The sequence below is a fragment of the Micromonospora sp. MGP-C2 genome (assembly GCF_057766525.1).
Genome location: NZ_JBYMEN010000002.1, coordinates 5,598,724 through 5,616,447 on the forward strand (window position 1 = coordinate 5,598,724; position 17,724 = coordinate 5,616,447).

The following is a 17,724-nucleotide window of genomic DNA, read 5'->3' on the forward strand; positions in this document are numbered from 1 at the left end:
GCTGACCACCACCGTATGCAGCGGACATGACCGCCCCATGAGTCTCAGCTGAGAGGGTGCTGTGCATCCGCGCGTCCCGAATATTGGAAGGCTCGTACCGGGAGGCGGGACACCAACGTACCGTTGCCCCGGAGGAGAACCCGTTGAGCAGAGGAGTGCGGTCGTGGCGCGGATCGCGGTGGTTGCCGGGGACGGTATCGGGCCCGAGGTGGTCGCGCAGGCCCGCAAGGTGCTCGACGCGGTGCTGCCCGGCGTGCAGGCCACCGAGTACGACCTCGGCGCCGCCCGCTGGCACCGTACCGGAGAGGTGCTGCCCGACTCCGTGCTGACCGAGCTGGCCGGGCACGACGCGATCCTGCTCGGCGCGGTCGGTGACCCGACGGTTCCGCCGGGTGTGCTCGAGCGAGGCCTGCTGCTCAAGCTCCGGTTCGCCTTCGACCAGTACGTCAACCTGCGCCCGTCCCGGCTCTGGCCCGGGGTTGCCGGCCCGCTGGGCAACGTGAAGCCGGGCGAGGTCGACCTGGTGGTGGTGCGCGAGGGCACCGAGGGTCTCTACGCCGGGGCCGGTGGTTCGCTGCACCGGGACACCCCCGCCGAGGTCGCCACCGAGGAGAGCCTGAACACCCGGCACGGCGTGGAGCGGGTCATCCGCGACGCGTTCGCCCGCGCCGGCCGCCGCGAGCGGCGCAAGGTCACCCTGGTGCACAAGACCAACGTGCTCACCCACGCCGGGTCGCTCTGGTCGCGCACCTTCGACGTGGTCGCCGCCGAGCACCCGGACATCGCCACCGAATACCAGCACGTCGACGCGGCGGCCATGTTCCTGGTCACCCAGCCCCAGCGCTACGACGTCGTGGTCACCGACAACCTCTTCGGCGACATCCTCACCGACATCGCCGCCGCCGTCACCGGCGGGATCGGGTTGGCCGCCAGTGGCTGCATCAACCCCGAGGGGGCGTACCCCTCGATGTTCGAGCCGGTACACGGCTCGGCGCCGGACATCGCCGGGCAGGGCATCGCCGACCCGGTCGCCGCGGTGCTCTCCGCCGCGTTGCTGCTGGAGCAGCTCGGGCACGCCGAGGCCGCGGCCCGGGTCAACGCGTCGGTCGCCGTCGAGCTGGCCAGCCGCACTCCAGGCGTGACGCTGCGTACCGAAGAGGTAGGCGACCGGCTCGCCGCCCACGCCGTAGCCTGACCGACCCGACCCCACCAGCGACCGGCCCGGCCTCGGCCCGGCCGGGCCGCTCTGTCTCGCCCGAGCGGCGCTACCCGCTGAACGACCGTTCGGGGTAAGTTTCTGGCACAGCCAAGTCGGTGTGCGATTCCGCATGCCGTTGTCCCGCAGGGAGGTCAGCGCGATGAGCGGTGGTGACAAGCTCGACTTCGAGATCCGTCCGAATCCCGCACCGGTATCGGCCGCCGACCGGGCCGCCCTGCTGGCCAACCCCGGGTTCGGCCGCGTCTTCACCGACCACATGGTCACGGTCCGTTACGCCGACGGCAAGGGTTGGTACGACGCCCGGGTCGAGGCGCGGGCCCCGATCCCGATGGACCCGGCCAGTGCGGTGCTGCACTACGCGCAGGAGATCTTCGAGGGGTTGAAGGCGTACCGGACGGCCGACGGTGGCGTGACGATGTTCCGGCCGGACGCCAACGCCGCCCGCTTCGCCACGTCGGCGCAGCGGATGGCGATGCCGGTGCTGCCGCCCGAGGTGTTCGTCGACTCGCTGCACAAGCTCATCGAGATCGACCGGGAGTGGATCCCCACCGACGAGCACGGCAGCCTCTACCTGCGGCCGTTCATGTTCGCCAGCGAGGTCTTCCTCGGCGTCCGCCCGGCCAACGAGTACCTCTACATGGTGATCGCCTCACCGGTCGGCGCGTACTTCACCGGTGGCGTCAAGCCGGTCACCGTCTGGGTCTCCCCGGACTACACCCGGGCCGCGCCCGGCGGCACCGGCGCGGCCAAGTGCGGCGGCAACTACGCCGCGTCGCTGGCGGCCCAGGCCGAGGCCATCGAGGCCGGCTGCGACCAGGTCGTCTTCCTGGACGCGGTGGAGCGCCGGTTCGTCGACGAACTGGGAGGCATGAACGTCTTCTTCGTCTACGACGACGGCACGGTGGTGACCCCACCGTTGACCGGCACGATCCTGCCGGGCATCACCCGCGACGCCATTCTTGCGCTGGCCGGGGCGGCCGGGCACCAGGTCGAGGAGCGGCCGGTCAGCTTCGCCGACTGGCAGGCCGACGCCGCCAGCGGACGCCTGAAGGAGGTGTTCGCCTGCGGCACCGCCGCGGTGGTCACCCCGATCGGTGGGGTCCGCTTCCCGGACGGCGAGTTCCTGATCGGTGGCGGCGAGCCCGGCCGGGTCACCATGGCCCTGCGTCAGCAGCTGGTCGAGATCCAGCGTGGCGAGGCCGCCGACCCGCACGGCTGGGTGCAGCGGGTCTTCTGACATCCGTCGCCGCGCCGGCCCGTCCAGAGGGACGGGCTCGGCGCGGTCGGACCGGTACAGGCGTCCGGAACCTCGGCGGTCTACGCCCCGGTGGGCTCGGCGAGCAGGTGGTCGCGGAGGGCGGCGAGCTGCTCGTCGGTCACGCCGGCGTGCCGCAGGTACGCCTCGACCGAACCGTGCCCCTCGCGCAGCTCGTCCAGGAAGATCTGCATCGCCTCGGCGGGTGAGGCCAGGAACGGCGCCGGCAGGTCCCCGCCGTCCGGGTTGATGGAGGCCAGCCACGCGCTGTACCGGGCCGACGCCTCGCTGCTGAGCGCGTAGTCCGCGGTGATGTCCGCGTCGTCGACGCCGAGCACGGCGAGGGTCAGCGCGCAGACGATGCCGGTGCGGTCCTTGCCGGCGACGCAGTGCACCACCACCGGGGCGTTGGCGGAGTCGGCGATCAGACCGACGGCCTCGGCGAGCCCGGCGGTGCCGGTCTGGGCCAGGGCGGCGTACCGGTCCGCGAGGTATCGGGCCAGGCTCGCGCCCTCCTCGTGCGGCACGCCCGCCCAGTCGTCGTGCTCCGGGTGGATGTGCCGGTAGGTCAGCCCCTGGTATGCCGGCACCCGGCCGTCCCGCTCCACCTCGGTGGGGCGGCGCAGGTCGATGACCGTGCGGATGCCGATCGCGACGAACGCGTCCCGGTCCTGTTCGGTGAGGCGGTGCAGCGAGTCGGAGCGGTAGAGCCGACCACGGCGTACGGGTCGGCCACCGTGCCCAAGGTAGCCGCCGGCGTCGCGGAAGTTGAAGGTGGCGGGGAGCGGGATCTGTCGGCTGTCGTCGATGGCGTCCACGCCCTCACGGTAACGGCCGGTGGGTCCGTGCCCCACCGGCCGTCGGGGCCGAACCGTCAGCGTGCCGTGCCGGGTGGAAGCGCACCGTAGGTCTCGTCGTAGTAGCCGCCCAGCTGATCCCGGTAGCTCGGGTCGCTGTGGCTGGTCTCGTCGTACTCCGGGGCGGCCTTGATCTGGTCGCGGGTCCGGTCGACGGAGACGGTGCGCTGGTCGTGGTCGACCTGGTTGACGGTGCCGGCCGGCAGCATCACCTTCTTACCGAAGATCCAGGGGCCGGTGTCCACGACCAGGTAGCTGCCGCCCACCTCGTGGCTGGCGCTGTCGATCTTGCCGATTCCACCGTCGGTGGCCTCGACCTTGTAGCCGACCAGGTCGGCGTCGGCCACCCCGGCCTGGTCCCGGTAGCGCCAGGGGTCGAAAGTGCCGGCCGGCGCGCCGCCGGGCACCGTGCCCTGGTCGCCACCGCGCAGCGGGTCCGGCCCGGCGTGGGTGGCGTGGGGATCGATCCTGTCCATGCCGTTCACTCCTGACTGTCGCCGATCGTCTCGGCATAGGTGGGTGCGTCCCCGCAGGAGCTACCCGTCCGCCGGGGGCCGGAAACGGCGGGAGGCCGAGGCCGCGGTGCGGCGGGAGGCCGAGCCGCGCGGTGTGGCGGCGGCTTGTCGGGGCGTACGTGCTCGGGCCCGGCGCTGGGGGCCACCCAGAGTGACCGTCCCGCTATATGGATTGTTCCTCCCAAAACCACGGGCGGAGTGGCAGAGTGGCCATCGTGACCAGCACCGCCCTGATTATTGCGACCTAGCGCGCCGGCCCCCCTCCGCCGAGCGCGCAGACCTCCCGCATCCGCGGGAGGTCTTTTTGTTGCTCCGAGAAAGGATCCTGATGACGTTCCAGGTCTTCGACACGACGTTGCGCGACGGCGCCCAACGCGAAGGACTCACCTACTCGGTGGTCGACAAGCTGGCCGTGGCCCGGCTGCTCGACGAGTTCGGGGTCGGCTTCATCGAGGGCGGTTGGCCGGGCGCGGTGCCCAAGGACACCGAGTTCTTCCGCCGGGCGCGCACCGAACTGAACCTGCGGCACGCCGTCCTGGTCGCGTTCGGCGCCACCCGCAAGGCCGGTGTCGCGGTCGCCGACGACCCACAGGTGCAGGCCCTGCTGGACGCGCAGACGCCGGCGGTGGCGCTGGTCGCCAAGGCCGACAGCCGGCACGTCGAGCGCGCGTTACGGACCACCGGCGCGGAGAACCTCGCGATGATCCACGACACCGTCAGTCACCTCGTCCACGAGGGCCGACGGGTCTTCGTCGACGGCGAGCACTTCTTCGACGGCTACCGGCACGACCCCGCGTACGGCGCGGCGGTGGTGCAGACCGCGCTGGCCGCCGGCGCCGAGCGGATGGTGCTCTGCGACACCAACGGCGGGATGCTGCCGTCCCAGGTGACCGCCGTGATCGCTGACCTGACCGACAGCCTGGGGATCGACGCCGCGCTGCTCGGCATGCACGCCCAGAACGACACCTCCTGCGCGGTGGCCAACACGATCGCCGCCGTGGAGGCGGGTGTCCGCCACGTCCAGGGCACCGCCAACGGGTACGGCGAACGCCCCGGCAACGCCGACATCTTCGCGGTCGTCGCCAACCTCCAACTCAAGCTGGGCATGCCCGTCCTACCGGAGGGCTGCCTGGCACAGATGGTGCGGGTCTCGCACGCCATCGCCGAGATCGCCAACATCGCCCCCGACACCCACCAGGCGTACGCCGGGGCTGCTGCCTTCGCTCACAAGGCGGGGCTGCACGCGAGTGCGATCAAGGTCGACCCGTTGCTCTACAACCACGTGGACCCGTCGGTGGTGGGCAACGACATGCGGATCCTGATCACCGAGATGGCCGGCCGGGCCAGCGTCGAGCTCAAGAGCCGTGAGCTCGGCCTGGACCTGGCCGGCAGCCCGGAGGCACTGACCCGGGTCACCAATCGGGTCAAGGAGCTGGAGGCGGGTGGCTGGTCCTTCGAGGCCGCGGACGCGTCCTTCGAGTTGCTGGTCCGCTCCGAGTTGCCGGAGGGCAGCCCGGCCCGACCGTTCACTCTGGAGTCGTACCGGGTGCTGGTCGAGCACCGCGAGGACGGCGCGGTGGTCTCCGAGGCGACCGTCAAGATCCGGGTACGCGGTGAGCGGGTGATCGCCACCGCCGAGGGCAACGGCCCGGTCAACGCGCTCGACGAGGCGCTGCGGGTGGGGCTGGCCCGGCACTACCCGCAGCTGCGCGACTTCGAGCTGGCCGACTACAAGGTGCGCATCCTGGAGGGCAGCCACGGCACCGGCGCGGTGACCCGGGTGCTGCTGGAGACCGCCAACGGCACCGGCCGGGACTGGACCACTGTCGGCGTGCACCCCAACGTTGTCGAAGCGAGCTGGCACGCCCTGGTCGACGCCCTCACCTACGGCCTGGCCCCCACCACGGTCTAAACCCCCACCCCACCCACCCCACCCGACCTGGTCGATCATGGAGTTGTGGTGCTCCGTAAAACGGGTTTCCGTTCCCAAAATGCCCACCACAACTCCATGATCGACCGCAGCTGGGGTGGGGCGTGACGACCGCAGGGGGGTTACCGGGTTGGGAGGGTGACGGTGGCTAGGACGGGGCGGTGGTCGCTGCCGGGTAGGGCGAGCACCTTCACCGACCGGACCGCGATGCGCCGGTCGACGAGCACGTGGTCGATGGTGACCGGTGGGATGAGGTCCCCGTCGTACGGGCCCCAGGTGCCGGTCAGGCCCTCTCCGGCGGCGTCGGCTGCGTCGACGTAACCGGTGCTCAGCAGGGCCTGCAGAGGGCTGTGGTCGAGGGTGGCGTTGAAGTCGCCAGCGAGGATCTGCAGGCCGCCGTCCGGGGTGGCCGGTGGTTGACCCTTCAGGTCGGCACGCCAGGCGCCCACCTGGTCCACCGCGTACGGCGCCGAGGGGTGGGCCGACTCCACGCGGACCGGGGGCGCGTCGGGGATGGCTATCGTGCCGTACGCCTGGGTGAAGCCCCAGCCGTCGAGGTTGCGCCGCAGGCCGACGTCGGTGAGCGGCCACCGCGAGTAGAGCCCGGAGCCGGGTGTGCCGATCTCCGGGTTGAGCTGCCGATGCGGCAGCAGCCCGTCGAGGCCGAACCGATCCAGGGCCGCCTGCGCGTCCGGGGTGAACTCCTGCACGGTGAGCACGTCCACCTCGTAGCGCCGGACCAGCTCGACCAGGGTCCGCGCGTCGCCGGCGCCGGCGAGCAGGTTGGCGGTGAGCAGCCGGACGGTCGGCCCGGCCACCGTCGGCTGTGCGGAGGCCAACGCCCGGGGTGCCACGGCACCGAGCAGTGCCACCGCCGCCACTGCCGCGAGGGCCGCCGGCCACCAGCGCCGCAGGGCGAGGGCGAGGGCCAGGGTCAGCACGCTGAAGCCCGCGACGTACGGCGTGAAGGCGAGCGCCTGCACCAGCGGCCCCCGGTCCAGGCCGATCAGTCGGAGGGCGGCCCAGAGGGCTGTCGGGGCGACCACCAGCCAGCAGGCCGCTGTGCGGAGCCGAGCGCTTCGGTGCCACCCCGGCGTGGGAATGGGCGTTGACGGAGCGTCGACGATCATGGCACTGATCCTAGTTCAGAAGACCGAAGCAATTTCGTGAATGGTGACGCGCTCATCTTTCACAATTATCTGACGGCTGATTGACAGCTCGACAAAGTGAGATCAACTATTGACTCCCGGCTTTTTCCGGTGCTACGTTCCATCTGGCTTAAACGACGCAACTCTGAGTAGTAATCCCAGCTCAGACGGGTTGGAGGTCGTTGAGAAATCAACCTCACTGGGTGCAGGAGAAACAACTTGCCCCAAGCCCTGCCGTCGTCGTGTCGCCTATTTGAGGGCAGTCATCCGTCCCGCCCCGCGGGTCGGCCGAATTCGCACGGTCACACAAGGGGGACCTGTCATGAGCACATCTTTCCGACGTAAGGCGGCAGCGGTCACGTTCGCCGTCCTGGCGCTCAGCCTGGCTGGTGGGGGGATCGCTATCGCCCAGCCGTCGGCGAAGGCGCCGCAGGAGGCTGTCCAGCCGGCGGCCCGCGGCACGAACTCCCAGCCGCCGGTCACCGCCGAGTCGGCCCGGATGGCGAAGGCCGCGCTGAAGTCGGGTGCGGCCACCACGCTGGTCGCCAGCACCACCGTGGTCGTCGTCAACTCCAACGGCACCAAGGCACGCGGCGTCGGCACCGTCATCAAGTACGGCGTCGGCCAGTATGAGGTCCAGTTCGGTTACACAGTCACGTCGGGCGTCTTCGTGGCCACCGTCGGCCGCGCTGACGCCTGCTGCATCCCGCCGGCCGGCGAGATCTCGGTCGCGCCCCGGCTCAGCACGCCCAACGGGGTCTTCGTGCAGACCCGCAACTCGGCCGGCACCCCGACCGACCTGGGCTTCCACCTGGTCGTCCACCTCCCCTGATCGACCGACGTCCGGCCCCCGCGCCTCGTGCGCGGGGGCCGCACCGTGTCCGCGGCGAGGCCCGGCCGTCCCAGATCGGGCAGCCCGACTCCGGCTCTGTTCCACCCGGTTTCCTGCAGGGTCCGGTTTCCGTGGTCCCGAGTCGATCGGCCGTCGCCGAGTGCCTCGTGCCGTTCTTCACCCGTTCGCGCGGCTCATCCCCGTTCGGGTCACCCAGGGCCGGTCCGGCCCGCACAATCCGACGTTTGCCGGGCACGTGCCCGGGAAGCAAGCACCGTGACGGACATCTCGGACACCCTGGCCAGCATGCCCAGCTCGGTCGATCCCGAGCCGACGGGCGCCGAGCTGGAACAGACCCTCTTCGAGGTCAAACGCGTGATCGTCGGGCAGGATCGCCTCGTCGAACGCCTGCTCACCGCACTGGTCGCCAACGGGCACTGTCTCCTGGAGGGGGTGCCCGGCGTCGCCAAGACACTGGCCGCCCAGACCCTCGCCACAGTGGTCGGTGGCAGCTTCTCGCGGATCCAGTTCACTCCGGACCTGGTCCCCTCCGACATCGTCGGCACCCGGATCTACCGGGCCTCCAAGGAGACCTTCGACATCGAGCTCGGCCCGATCATGGCCAACCTGGTGCTGGCCGACGAGATCAACCGTGCCCCGGCGAAGGTCCAGTCGGCGCTGCTGGAGGCGATGGCCGAACGGCAGGTCTCGATCGGCGGGCGGAGCTGGCCGGTCCCGGAGCCCTTCCTGGTGCTGGCGACCCAGAACCCGATCGAGTCGGAGGGGGTCTACCAGCTCCCGGAGGCGCAGCGCGACCGGTTCCTGATGAAGGTGGTGGTCGACTACCCCAGCGACGCCGACGAACTGGCCATTCTCTACCGGATGAGCACCGACCGGCCGAGCCCACGGCGGGTGCTCGACGCCCAACGGCTGCGGGACCTCCAGCTCCACGCCGAGAGGGTCTTCGTCCACCACGCGCTGGCCGAGTACGTGGTGCGGCTGATCCTCGCCACCCGGGACCCGGGCCGGTTCGGGCTGCCGGAGATCGCACCACTGCTGGCGTACGGTGCCAGCCCGCGGGCCACCCTGGGCCTGGTCGCGGCCGCCCGGGCGCAGGCCCTGCTGCGGGGACGGGAGTACGTGCTGCCCGAGGACGTCCGTGAACTCGCCGTCGACGTCCTCGCCCACCGGCTGGTGCTCTCCTTCGACGCGGTGGCCGACGGGGTGTCGGCCGAGAGTGTGGTGCGCCGACTGGTCGAGGCGGTGCCACCGCCTCGGCTGGCCAGCCCACAGCAGACGCCGGATCTGGCGGCGGCATGAGACGCGTGCAGGTGGCACCCGCCGCCGCGCCGGCCGACCCCGGCCTGGCCGAGCTGGCACCCGACCAGCGGTTGCGCCGCCTGGAGCTGACCGTCACGCGCCGACTGAACGGCCTGCTGCACGGCCAGTACCGCGGCCTGCTGCCCGGACCGGGCAGTGAACCAGCCGGCAGCCGCGAGTACCGGCCGGGCGAGGACGAGGTGCGCCGGATGGACTGGGCGGTGACGGCCCGTACCGCCGTACCGCACGTCCGGCAGGTCGACGCCGACCGTGAGCTGACCACCTGGCTGTTGGTCGACGGCAGCGCCAGCATGGAGTTCGGCACCGCCGAGCTGGACAAGCGGGAGTTGGCGGTGGCCGCCGTCGCGGCGGTCGGGTTCCTGACCGCGGGCGTCGGCAACCGCCTCGGCGCCCAGGTGCTGCGCGCGGACGGGGTACGCCGCTTCCCCGCCCGCGCCGGACGTACCCATCTGCTTGCTCTGCTCCGTGCGCTGCTCGCCGCCCCTCGTGCCACCGCGCCCGGGTCGGAGGCCGGGGGACAACCCCGCCCGCCGGATCTGGCCGACGGGCTCGACGCGCTGCACCGGATCGCCAACCGGCGGGGACTGGTCGTGGTGGTGTCCGACTTCCTCGACGGGCTGCCCGACGACCCCGACGGGCAGGCGCCCTGGGAACGGACGCTGCGCCGGCTGACCGCCCGGCACCAGGTGCTGGCGATCGAGGTGACCGACCCGCGTGAGCTGGAGTTGCCGGACGTCGGCCTGATCACGCTGATGGACCCGGAGACCGGGCGTTGCCGTGAGGTGTGCACATCGGACCGTCGGTTGCGGGAGCGGTATGCCGAGGCCGCCGCCGCCCAACGCGATCAGGTCCGCCAGGCCTTGCGCCGCAGCGGGGTCACCCACCTGCCGTTGCGCACCGACGGGGACTGGAGCGCGGACATCGTCCGGCACGTCCACGCCCAACGTCGGCTCGCCGCCGCGCCGGCCGGCCACCGACGGGGAGGTGTCGCGTGATCTGGCAGTCGCCACTGCGACTCTGGCTGCTGCTCGGCGTGCTCGCCCTGGTCGTCGCGTATCTGGTGGTGCAGCGCCGACGCAGCCGCTACGCGGTCCGCTTCACCAACCTGCGGTTGCTGGACCGGGTTGCGCCCGAGCGGCCCGCCTGGCGCCGGCACGTGCCGGCCGGGCTCTTCCTGGCCATGCTGGCGCTGCTCGTGGTCGGGTTCGCCCGACCCAGCGCCGAGGTCCGGGTCCCCCGGGAACGCGCCACGGTGATGGTGGCGGTGGACGTGTCCACGTCGATGCTCGCCACCGACGTGGAACCGGACCGGTTGACCGCCGCGAAGCAGGCGGCCCGGCGCTTCGTCGAGGGCCTGCCCGACGAGTTCAACGTGGGGCTCGTCGCCTTCGCGGGCAGCGCCGCCGTGCTGGTGCCGCCCGGCACCGACCGGGGTGCCCTCGACGAGGGGATCGACCGGCTCGCCGAGGGAATCACCGGGGTGCAGGGCACCGCGATCGGCGAGGCCATCAACACCTCGCTCGGCGCGGTCAAGAGCCTGGACAGCGAGGCCGCGAAGGAGACGCCGCCGGCCCGGATCATCCTGCTCTCCGACGGCGCCAACACCTCCGGGATGGACCCGATGGAAGCGGCGGCGGAAGCGGTGACGGCCGAGGTGCCGGTGCACGCCATCTCGTTCGGCACACCGTCCGGGTTCGTGGACCGTGGCGGACGGCCCATCCAGGTGCCTGTCGACGGGCAGACGCTCAAGGCGGTCGCCGAGGAGACCGGCGGCATGTTCCACGAGGCCAGCACCACCGACGAGCTGCGAGCCGTCTACGACGACATCGGCAGCTCGGTCGGATACCGCACCGAGCGGCAGGACGTCTCGGCCCGGTTCATCGGCCTCGGACTGGTGTTCGCGATGGGTGCCGCCGCCGGATCGATGCGCTGGTTCTCCCGGCTGCCCTGATCGCCGCGCACGACCGACGTCGACCGTGAGGAGTACGCATGGCAGTGCAGACCGGACTGGGCGAACCGCGCGGTCCCTGGTTCATCTCACCGGAACTCGACCCGGACGGGCGCGGGTGGTGGGACCCACCCGAGCGGGAACCGGGCGGGCGACAGCCTGGGCGGCTGCTCGCCGTGCTGGCCGTGGTGGCGGTCTCCGCCGTCTCCGGTGCTCTCGCCGGTGGCGTGGTGGCCAGCCGGGACGGGTCTGGGGGCCCGGCTGCGGCGTCCGCCGCCCCGGTGCCGGCCGAGCTGGTCACGGCGGCGGAGCGGACCGTACCCGGGGTGGTGTCGGTGCTGGCCGGCGGCGGCGCGACCGGCGGGTCCACGACCAGCGGGTCCGCGACCGGTTCGGGCTTCGCCGTCGACGACCAGCAGCACCTCATCACCAACGACCACATCCTGGCCAAGGGGGGCGGTGGGCCGGTGACAGTGGAGCTGCCCGACGGCCGCCGGTTCGCCGCCGAGGTGGTCGGACGGGAGCCGCGCAGCGACCTGGCCGTGCTGAAGGTGCCGGCATCGGCCGGGCTCACCCCGTTGCCCCTGGCCAAACCGGGAGCGACCCGGGTCGGTGAGCCGGTCCTCGCCGTCGGTTCGCCGCTCGGCCTGGCCGGCACGGTCACTGCGGGCATCGTCAGCGCGTTGGACCGCGAGGTGCGGCTGGGCAACAACCGGCACACTGCGGTGCAGACCGACGCCTCCATCAACCCCGGCAACTCCGGTGGGCCCCTCGTCAACGCCCGCGGGGAGGTGGTCGGAGTGAACACCGCCATCGCCACCATCGACGGAAACGGGTCGATCGGCATCGGCTTCGCCATCCCCATCGACCAGGTGCAGCAGACCGCCGACACGATCATCGGCAAGGGTGGCTGAGCTGCCCGGACGGCCTCGGGGAGGGCGGTGGCAGCGCGGCCACTGTCAGATATCCGGCGGGACAGCATCGGGCCATGGAAATATTACTGTCGGTATGGATACTGGCGGAGGTGGAGAGTCCCCTTCTTGCGGTCCTCCTGCTGGTGGGCCTGGTCATCGGATGTGCAGTGGGGTCGGCGTACGCCCGGGCACGACGCGGGTGGAACGATTACCAGACCGTCAAGAAATCGGTGCCGGGCGCCCGTCGAGGCGCCTGGACACTCGTCCGTGGGCTCGTCGTCAAGGCCGCGGTGATCGCGCTGCTGCTCTTCGGCGCGGTGGCGTACGCGGCGGTCGGCGCCGACGAGGAAACCGCCGGGCCGACGCCCAGCCAGTCCCCGCCGCAGAGTGAGCGTCCGCACCGATGACCCCCGGCGGGTCGTCGCGGGTTAGCCTCGGGGCGTGGACGACGGACTGCGGGTGACCGACCGGTGGGTCGTCCCCGCCGGGGAGCTGCGGGAGCGCTTCTCCCGCTCGTCCGGGCCGGGTGGGCAGGGAGTGAACACCGCGGACTCCCGGGTCGAGCTGAGCTACGACCTGGCCAACTCGCCGGCCGTGCCCGAGTGGCTGCGGTCGCGGGCCCTGGCCCGGCTGGCCAACCGCCTGGTCGACGGGGTGCTGACGATCGCCGCCAGTGAGCACCGGGCCCAACTGGCCAACCGGGAGGCGGCCCGCGAACGGATGACCGCCCTGCTGCGGGAGGCCGCCGCACCCCCACCGCCGGCCCGCCGAGCGACCCGCCCGTCGCGAGGGGCCAAGGAACGCCGGCTGGCTGAGAAGAAGCGTCAGTCCCAGCGCAAACGCGACCGCCGCGCCGACGACGACTGACCGGTCGACCGGCTCAGGCCGGGACGGCGGCGAGCAACCGGTCGCGCAGCACAGCGGCCCGGTCGGCGAACCCGCGTTGCGCCACCGCGTACTCCGCCCGACCCTCCGGCGTCTCCACCCGCACCGGCGGACAGCCCAGCGCCGCCAGGTCGTACGGGCTGGCCCGCATGTCCAGCGTGCGGATCTCCCGGGCCAGCTCGAACGCGTCGGCCACCAGTTCCGAGGTGACCAGCGGGGACAGCTTGTACGCCCACTTGTAGAGATCCATGTTGGCGTGCAGGCAGCCCGGCTGTTCGAGTGCGTGCTGCGTCTCCCGGGTCGGGGTGAGCAGGTTCAACTGTCGAGCCGGCGGCGTGAAGAACCGGAACGCGTCGAAGTGGCTGCACCGCACGCCGCGCTCCTCGACGACCGCGGCGGTCCGCTCCGGGCTCAGCCGCAGCGGCCAGGCGTTGTGCCGCAGCTCCTCACGCGTCTGCCGGTAGACCATCGCCCACTCGTGCATCCCGAAGCAGCCGAAGTGCGGGGCCCGCCCGGCGGTGGCCGCCAGCAGGGAGCGGATCCAGGTGATCGACTCGCCGCGCCGCGCGCGTACCGCATCGGTGTCGAGGGTGACCCCGGCGGCGGTGGCGCGGTAGTCCCGGCCGAACTCGGCCGGGTCGGCGTCGCGCAGCTCGACCCCGGCCCCCGGGTGCCAGCGACGGAGCTGGGCCGGTCGGTGCGAATAGTAGGTGAACAGGAAGTCGGCCACCGGATGCCGCTCACCACGCCGTCGGCGGGCCAGGTGCGGCGTCAGCCAGACGTCCATGCGCTCCTCGTGGGCCCGTCGGCGGGCCTGCCACTGCGCCACGTCGAGCACGGCGGGGGCGAGGGAGGCGGTCACGCACCCAGGGTACGACCGCCGCCCGCACACCGGTCAGGGCATGTGCACCCGGACGCCGGCGGAGAACACCCCGCTGCGCAGCTCCAGCTGCTGGGGCGGGTCCCGCCCGTCGACGGTGAAGACCAGCGGGAGCACCATCCGGGTGCCCGCAGCCATCGGGTCGGCGAAGATGTCCCGACCCAGGTTGGCCGCCCGGGTGGCCGGCTCGTCGGTGCTCACCCAGCGCCCGCCGGGCAGGTACGCCCGTTGCAGCTGACCGTGCCAGGGCTGGTGGTCCCCGGTGACGTTGCGCACACCCACTGTGGCCTGGCAGCGTCGACCGTTGGCCGGTGCCGCACCGCCGCCGTCGGTCTTCGCGGCAGAGCCGGGCGCACCACACGACATCCGGTACACGGTGAACTCGAACGCCGACTCACGCAGCGGCACACCCACCGGTCCGGTCACACCGCTACCCATCCACGCGCCGCTGGTCGGCTGCTTCTGCGTGTCGATCTCCGAGACCTGCCGGGTCGCCGTCCAGCCGGCGGTGCCGACGACGCCGGCCAGCACCACGACGGCGGCACCCACCAACAACCAGACCGGCGGGGTACGCCGACGACTCGCCGGCCTCGGGGCTGCCGGACGCGGATAGATCGTCCCGCGATCACCCTCCGGCCCGCCGCTGGTGGCCAGTGCGGCAGCCGTCACCCGACGCCCGCGCCGACGTCGCCACACCCACAGCAGCGCGGCGCTGACCAACAGCAGGACCGCCAGGCCGGCGAGCAGCACCGGGTACCGCCGCCAGGGCGGCGCCTCGGTGACCTCGGCCGCCGGTGCTCCCGCCGCCTTCCAGGTGGCCGTCGCGCAGTCGTACGGCCGGCTGCCGTCACTGGTGAACGCGCAGGCCGGCGCGGTCAGCGGCTGGCCCGGCGCGGTCGCGGCGAGGGCGGTGCCCAGCGTGGTGCTGCTGTGCGCCGGCAGCCGCAACCGCCAGGTCACCTCCGTGCTGGACCCGCCAGCGCTGGTGGACCGGCCACCGGCGCTGATCGCGGTCGGCGACGAGCCGGCCGGCAGCTCCTGACGCACAGTGGTGTCCACCGGCGCGTTGCCCACGTTGCGCACCTGGATCCGGTACCTCGGCGCCGAGCTGCTCTCCGGCGCGACCGCCACCGTGACCTGTTGCGGGGGCGCTGACGCCGGCGCCCGGGAGGGTGGTGCCACCGCCGGTGGCGCCGAGGGCGGGGTGGGCTCGGTCAGCCACGCGACCACCGCGACCGGCGGCTGCGTGACGGTCGGCCCGGCGGTCTCCGCCGGTGGCCGCGCGGCGCCCGGTCGTGGCGTCGCGGCGACTGGCGGCGCCGCAGCCGACGACCGTGGCGTCGCGGTCGCTGGTTGTGGCGTGGCGGCCGGTGGTCGTGGCGTGGCCGCCGCCTCCGGGGCCGCCGACGGCAGGGCCGGCACGGCGGCGAGGATGCCGAGGCAGTGTACGAACACTGCGAGGGCTCTGTGGTGTCGTGTCGATGCAGGCATACGAACGAACCTCCGGAGCCGACGGTAGGGGCGAGTTGCCTCCGTGCGGGTACGAAGTCGGGAAGACCGCCCCGCTCACCTCCTGCTCCGATAGGGTGCCGCGCTGACGTGTTGCGCACACCGCACGGCCGGTCCTGGCCGGTGGAGGTGTCGGCGGGGCTAGATTGGCCGGGTGCGTATCGCTCGTTTCGCCCATGCCAAGGGAATGTCGTTCGGTGCCGTCGAAGGCGAAGCGGGGGCCGGGCCGGAAGGCCTGACCATCGCCGAGATCGAGGGCCACCCGTTCGGCAAACTCTCCTTCAGTGGGGCCCGTTGGGCCCTTTCCGACGTTCGGCTGCTCTCGCCGATCCTGCCCAGCAAGGTTGTCTGTGTCGGCCGCAACTACGCCGAACACGCCGCCGAGCTCGGCAACGACGTGCCCAAGGAGCCGCTGCTCTTCCTCAAGCCGTCCACCTCCGTGATCGGCCCCCGCGACGCCATCCGACTGCCGATCTTCTCCAAGCAGGTCGAGCACGAGGCGGAACTCGCGGTAGTGATCGGGGCGCCGGGGGCGCGCCGCGCCGACCGGGCCGCCGCCGAGCGCGCCATCTTCGGCTACACCTGCGCCAACGACGTCACCGCGCGGGACCTCCAGCGCTCGGACGGGCAGTGGACCCGGGCCAAGGGCTTCGACTCGTTCTGCCCGATCGGTCCGTGGATCACCACCGGTCTGGACGTCTCCGACGTGGAGATCCGTTGTGAGGTGGGTCGCAACCCGGAGGAGATGGAGGTACGCCAGCTCGGCCGGACCAAGGACATGGTCTTCGACGTGGCGGGCCTGGTGTCGTACATCTCCCACGTGATGACTCTGCTGCCCGGAGACGTCGTTCTCACCGGCACTCCGGCCGGGGTTAGCCCGCTTGTCGAGGGGGATACGGTCACCGTGCGGATCGAGGGCATCGGCGAGCTCACCAACCCGGTGGTTCCCGTCGCCTGATCCGTCCGATGCCCCTGTTTTCGCAGCTCACGAGTGGTTCGGGGGGATCGGATTTGGCCAGTCGGCACCGGGAGGGTAAAGTTCACTCCCGGCGCCGCAAGGTGCCAATGGGGTATGGGGTAATTGGCAGCCCGACTGATTCTGGTTCAGTTAGTCTAGGTTCGAGTCCTGGTACCCCAGCGCTGCTGGAATTCGCGAGAGTTCCAGACGCTGGATTCTGACGGAGTTCGACTCCGCCCCTTCGGGGGCGGAGAGTGGTCTCCGGCTAGAGTGCAGCTCCTCCGCCCGCACGGGTGGGGGAGCAAAAGCTAGTTCTGGCCCCGTCGTCTAGTGGCCCAGGACGCCGCCCTCTCAAGGCGGTAGCGCCGGTTCGAATCCGGTCGGGGCTACATTGTGCACAGCCCGTCTCACCTGATGAGGCGGGCTGTTTTGTTGTCCGCTTTGTGGTCCGCGTCAGCCCGGTGTGCGCCCTCTGGGCGCCCTCTGTGCGCTCGCACCCCGCGATCACGCCGGCGCGGCGGTGCCGCTAGACTACAGCCGTGCCGCCCGCGAGGGCGGTGAACGGAAAAGTTCTGGCCCCGTCGTCTAGTGGCCCAGGACGCCGCCCTCTCAAGGCGGTAGCGCCGGTTCGAATCCGGTCGGGGCTACAACACCCAAAGCCCGTCCCGCCAATGGCGGGACGGGCTTTCCCGTACCCCACCCCGGCCCCCACCTCGGTGATCAAGAGCTTTGCGTCACCGCTTCCGGCGTGTCATGACGCAAACTTCTTGATCACCCGGGCTGGGTGGGAGGGGGCGGGGACAGGGGTGGGTGGGGTTAGAGGCCGGAGAGGCGTTGGCCGGCTCTCACCACTGCCATGGCGTGGCGTTCGCCGGGGCGGCGGCCGAGGCGCTCTATCGGGCCGGAGATGCTCACCGAGGCGATCACGCGGCCGGTGCGGTCACGGATCGGCGCGGAGACGCTCGCCACACCGGCCTCCCGCTCGGCGACGCTCTGCGCCCAGCCACGACGGCGTACCTCGGCAAGGGTCCGGCCGGTGAACTTGCTGCGCGGCAGCAACGGCATCACCGCCTCCGGCGGCTCCCAGGCGAGCAGGATCTGGGCCGCGGAGCCGGCCGTCATCGGCAGCACCGAGCCGACCGGAACGGTGTCCCGCAGGCCGCTGGCGCGCTCCGCCGCCGCCACGCAGATCCGCTCGTCGGCGCGGCGCAGGTAGAGCTGTGCGCTCTCGCCGGTGGCGTCGCGCAGGGCGGCCAGCAGTGGCTCGGCGGCGGTGAGCAGAACGTCCGGTGCGGCGTTGGCCAGCTCACCCAGGCGGGGGCCCGGTCGCCACCTGCCCTGGGTGTCGCGCACCAGCATCCGGTGAATCTCCAGGGCCTGTGCCAGCCGGTGCGCGGTGGCTCGGGGCAGCTTGGTGCGTTCAACGAGTTCGGCCAGGCTGGCGCCGTCGACGCAGGCGGCCAGGATGACCACCGCCTTGTCGAGAACGCCGACACCGCTCATACTGTGTCCCACAAGCCGAAACTTACCTCC

17 protein-coding genes and 3 tRNA genes are annotated in these 17,724 nt (G+C 71.9%); 14 read left to right on the forward strand and 6 right to left on the reverse strand.

The window, feature by feature from the left end; genetic code table 11:
• The first annotated feature begins 163 nt into the window (after window positions 1-163).
• Entirely contained in the window at window positions 164-1,195 is a 1,032-nt protein-coding gene (locus AC3CF1_RS25790) for a 3-isopropylmalate dehydrogenase (RefSeq protein WP_088946554.1), read from the forward strand.
• Between the two features lie 163 nt (window positions 1,196-1,358).
• Window positions 1,359-2,456, forward strand: a complete 1,098-nt coding sequence (locus AC3CF1_RS25795) for a branched-chain amino acid aminotransferase (RefSeq protein WP_088946555.1) — start codon at window positions 1,359-1,361, stop codon at window positions 2,454-2,456.
• Window positions 2,457-2,536: 80 nt separating this feature from the next.
• Here the strand turns inward: AC3CF1_RS25795 and AC3CF1_RS25800 are convergent, their stop codons facing one another.
• Together AC3CF1_RS25800 and AC3CF1_RS25805 are read right to left on the reverse strand one after the other, a co-directional pair.
• The gene (locus AC3CF1_RS25800) at window positions 2,537-3,292 is read right to left on the reverse strand and encodes a tyrosine-protein phosphatase (protein ID WP_328849467.1); all 756 of its coding nucleotides are present in this window, start codon (window positions 3,290-3,292) and stop codon (window positions 2,537-2,539) included.
• A gap of 56 nt (window positions 3,293-3,348) precedes the next feature.
• A complete protein-coding gene (locus AC3CF1_RS25805) occupies window positions 3,349-3,807 on the reverse strand; it encodes a PRC-barrel domain containing protein (RefSeq protein WP_141908179.1) in 459 nt (152 codons plus the stop codon).
• 367 nt (window positions 3,808-4,174) lie between these two features.
• Between AC3CF1_RS25805 and cimA the strand changes: the two genes are divergently transcribed.
• Window positions 4,175-5,758, forward strand: a complete 1,584-nt coding sequence (gene cimA, locus AC3CF1_RS25810; RefSeq protein ID WP_328849468.1) for a citramalate synthase — start codon at window positions 4,175-4,177, stop codon at window positions 5,756-5,758.
• A gap of 140 nt (window positions 5,759-5,898) precedes the next feature.
• On the opposite strand, the gene AC3CF1_RS25815 is transcribed toward cimA, so the two are convergent.
• Window positions 5,899-6,906 (reverse strand): endonuclease/exonuclease/phosphatase family protein, encoded by a 1,008-nt coding sequence (locus AC3CF1_RS25815; RefSeq protein ID WP_488451464.1) that lies wholly within the window; start codon window positions 6,904-6,906, stop codon window positions 5,899-5,901.
• A 340-nt stretch (window positions 6,907-7,246) separates the two neighbouring features.
• On the opposite strand from AC3CF1_RS25815, the gene AC3CF1_RS25820 reads away from it, so the two are divergent.
• The 7 genes from AC3CF1_RS25820 to arfB all read left to right on the forward strand — a co-directional run bounded on the left by AC3CF1_RS25820 (window position 7,247) and on the right by arfB (window position 12,826).
• Complete coding sequence (locus AC3CF1_RS25820; RefSeq protein WP_088946561.1) at window positions 7,247-7,756, forward strand: hypothetical protein; 510 nt, start codon at window positions 7,247-7,249, stop codon at window positions 7,754-7,756.
• Window positions 7,757-8,032: 276 nt separating this feature from the next.
• Window positions 8,033-9,076, forward strand: coding sequence for an AAA family ATPase (locus AC3CF1_RS25825; protein WP_088946562.1), 1,044 nt, complete (start codon window positions 8,033-8,035; stop codon window positions 9,074-9,076).
• On the forward strand, window positions 9,073-10,092 hold the full coding sequence (locus AC3CF1_RS25830; protein WP_354981186.1) for a DUF58 domain-containing protein: 1,020 nt from the start codon (window positions 9,073-9,075) through the stop codon (window positions 10,090-10,092). Before AC3CF1_RS25825 ends, AC3CF1_RS25830 begins: the two co-directional genes overlap by 4 nt.
• Entirely contained in the window at window positions 10,089-11,048 is a 960-nt protein-coding gene (locus AC3CF1_RS25835) for a VWA domain-containing protein (protein ID WP_088946564.1), read from the forward strand. The genes AC3CF1_RS25830 and AC3CF1_RS25835 overlap by 4 nt, the downstream gene beginning before the upstream one ends.
• Before the next feature lie 38 nt (window positions 11,049-11,086).
• Entirely contained in the window at window positions 11,087-11,959 is an 873-nt protein-coding gene (locus tag AC3CF1_RS25840; protein ID WP_354981185.1) for a S1C family serine protease, read from the forward strand.
• A gap of 110 nt (window positions 11,960-12,069) precedes the next feature.
• On the forward strand, window positions 12,070-12,366 hold the full coding sequence (locus AC3CF1_RS25845) for a hypothetical protein (RefSeq protein ID WP_088946566.1): 297 nt from the start codon (window positions 12,070-12,072) through the stop codon (window positions 12,364-12,366).
• A 34-nt stretch (window positions 12,367-12,400) separates the two neighbouring features.
• Window positions 12,401-12,826 carry an alternative ribosome rescue aminoacyl-tRNA hydrolase ArfB gene (arfB, locus tag AC3CF1_RS25850; RefSeq protein ID WP_099851126.1) on the forward strand — a complete coding sequence of 142 codons (426 nt, stop codon included), beginning with the start codon at window positions 12,401-12,403 and terminating at the stop codon, window positions 12,824-12,826.
• A 13-nt stretch (window positions 12,827-12,839) separates the two neighbouring features.
• Here the strand turns inward: arfB and AC3CF1_RS25855 are convergent, their stop codons facing one another.
• Together AC3CF1_RS25855 and AC3CF1_RS25860 are read right to left on the reverse strand one after the other, a co-directional pair.
• The gene (locus AC3CF1_RS25855; protein WP_488451465.1) at window positions 12,840-13,706 is read right to left on the reverse strand and encodes a 3-methyladenine DNA glycosylase; all 867 of its coding nucleotides are present in this window, start codon (window positions 13,704-13,706) and stop codon (window positions 12,840-12,842) included.
• A gap of 33 nt (window positions 13,707-13,739) precedes the next feature.
• Entirely contained in the window at window positions 13,740-15,215 is a 1,476-nt protein-coding gene (locus AC3CF1_RS25860; RefSeq protein ID WP_488451466.1) for a hypothetical protein, read from the reverse strand.
• Window positions 15,216-15,387: 172 nt separating this feature from the next.
• Between AC3CF1_RS25860 and AC3CF1_RS25865 the strand changes: the two genes are divergently transcribed.
• The 4 genes from AC3CF1_RS25865 to AC3CF1_RS25880 all read left to right on the forward strand — a co-directional run bounded on the left by AC3CF1_RS25865 (window position 15,388) and on the right by AC3CF1_RS25880 (window position 16,838).
• Complete coding sequence (locus AC3CF1_RS25865; protein ID WP_488451467.1) at window positions 15,388-16,191, forward strand: fumarylacetoacetate hydrolase family protein; 804 nt, start codon at window positions 15,388-15,390, stop codon at window positions 16,189-16,191.
• 108 nt (window positions 16,192-16,299) lie between these two features.
• A tRNA-Gln gene (locus AC3CF1_RS25870) sits at window positions 16,300-16,371 on the forward strand.
• Between the two features lie 136 nt (window positions 16,372-16,507).
• A tRNA-Glu gene (locus AC3CF1_RS25875) sits at window positions 16,508-16,580 on the forward strand.
• Window positions 16,581-16,765: 185 nt separating this feature from the next.
• Window positions 16,766-16,838: transfer RNA gene (locus AC3CF1_RS25880), tRNA-Glu, on the forward strand.
• A 169-nt stretch (window positions 16,839-17,007) separates the two neighbouring features.
• On the opposite strand, the gene AC3CF1_RS25885 is transcribed toward AC3CF1_RS25880, so the two are convergent.
• Window positions 17,008-17,694 carry an IclR family transcriptional regulator gene (locus AC3CF1_RS25885; RefSeq protein ID WP_007456408.1) on the reverse strand — a complete coding sequence of 229 codons (687 nt, stop codon included), beginning with the start codon at window positions 17,692-17,694 and terminating at the stop codon, window positions 17,008-17,010.
• Between the last annotated feature and the right edge of the window lie 30 nt (window positions 17,695-17,724).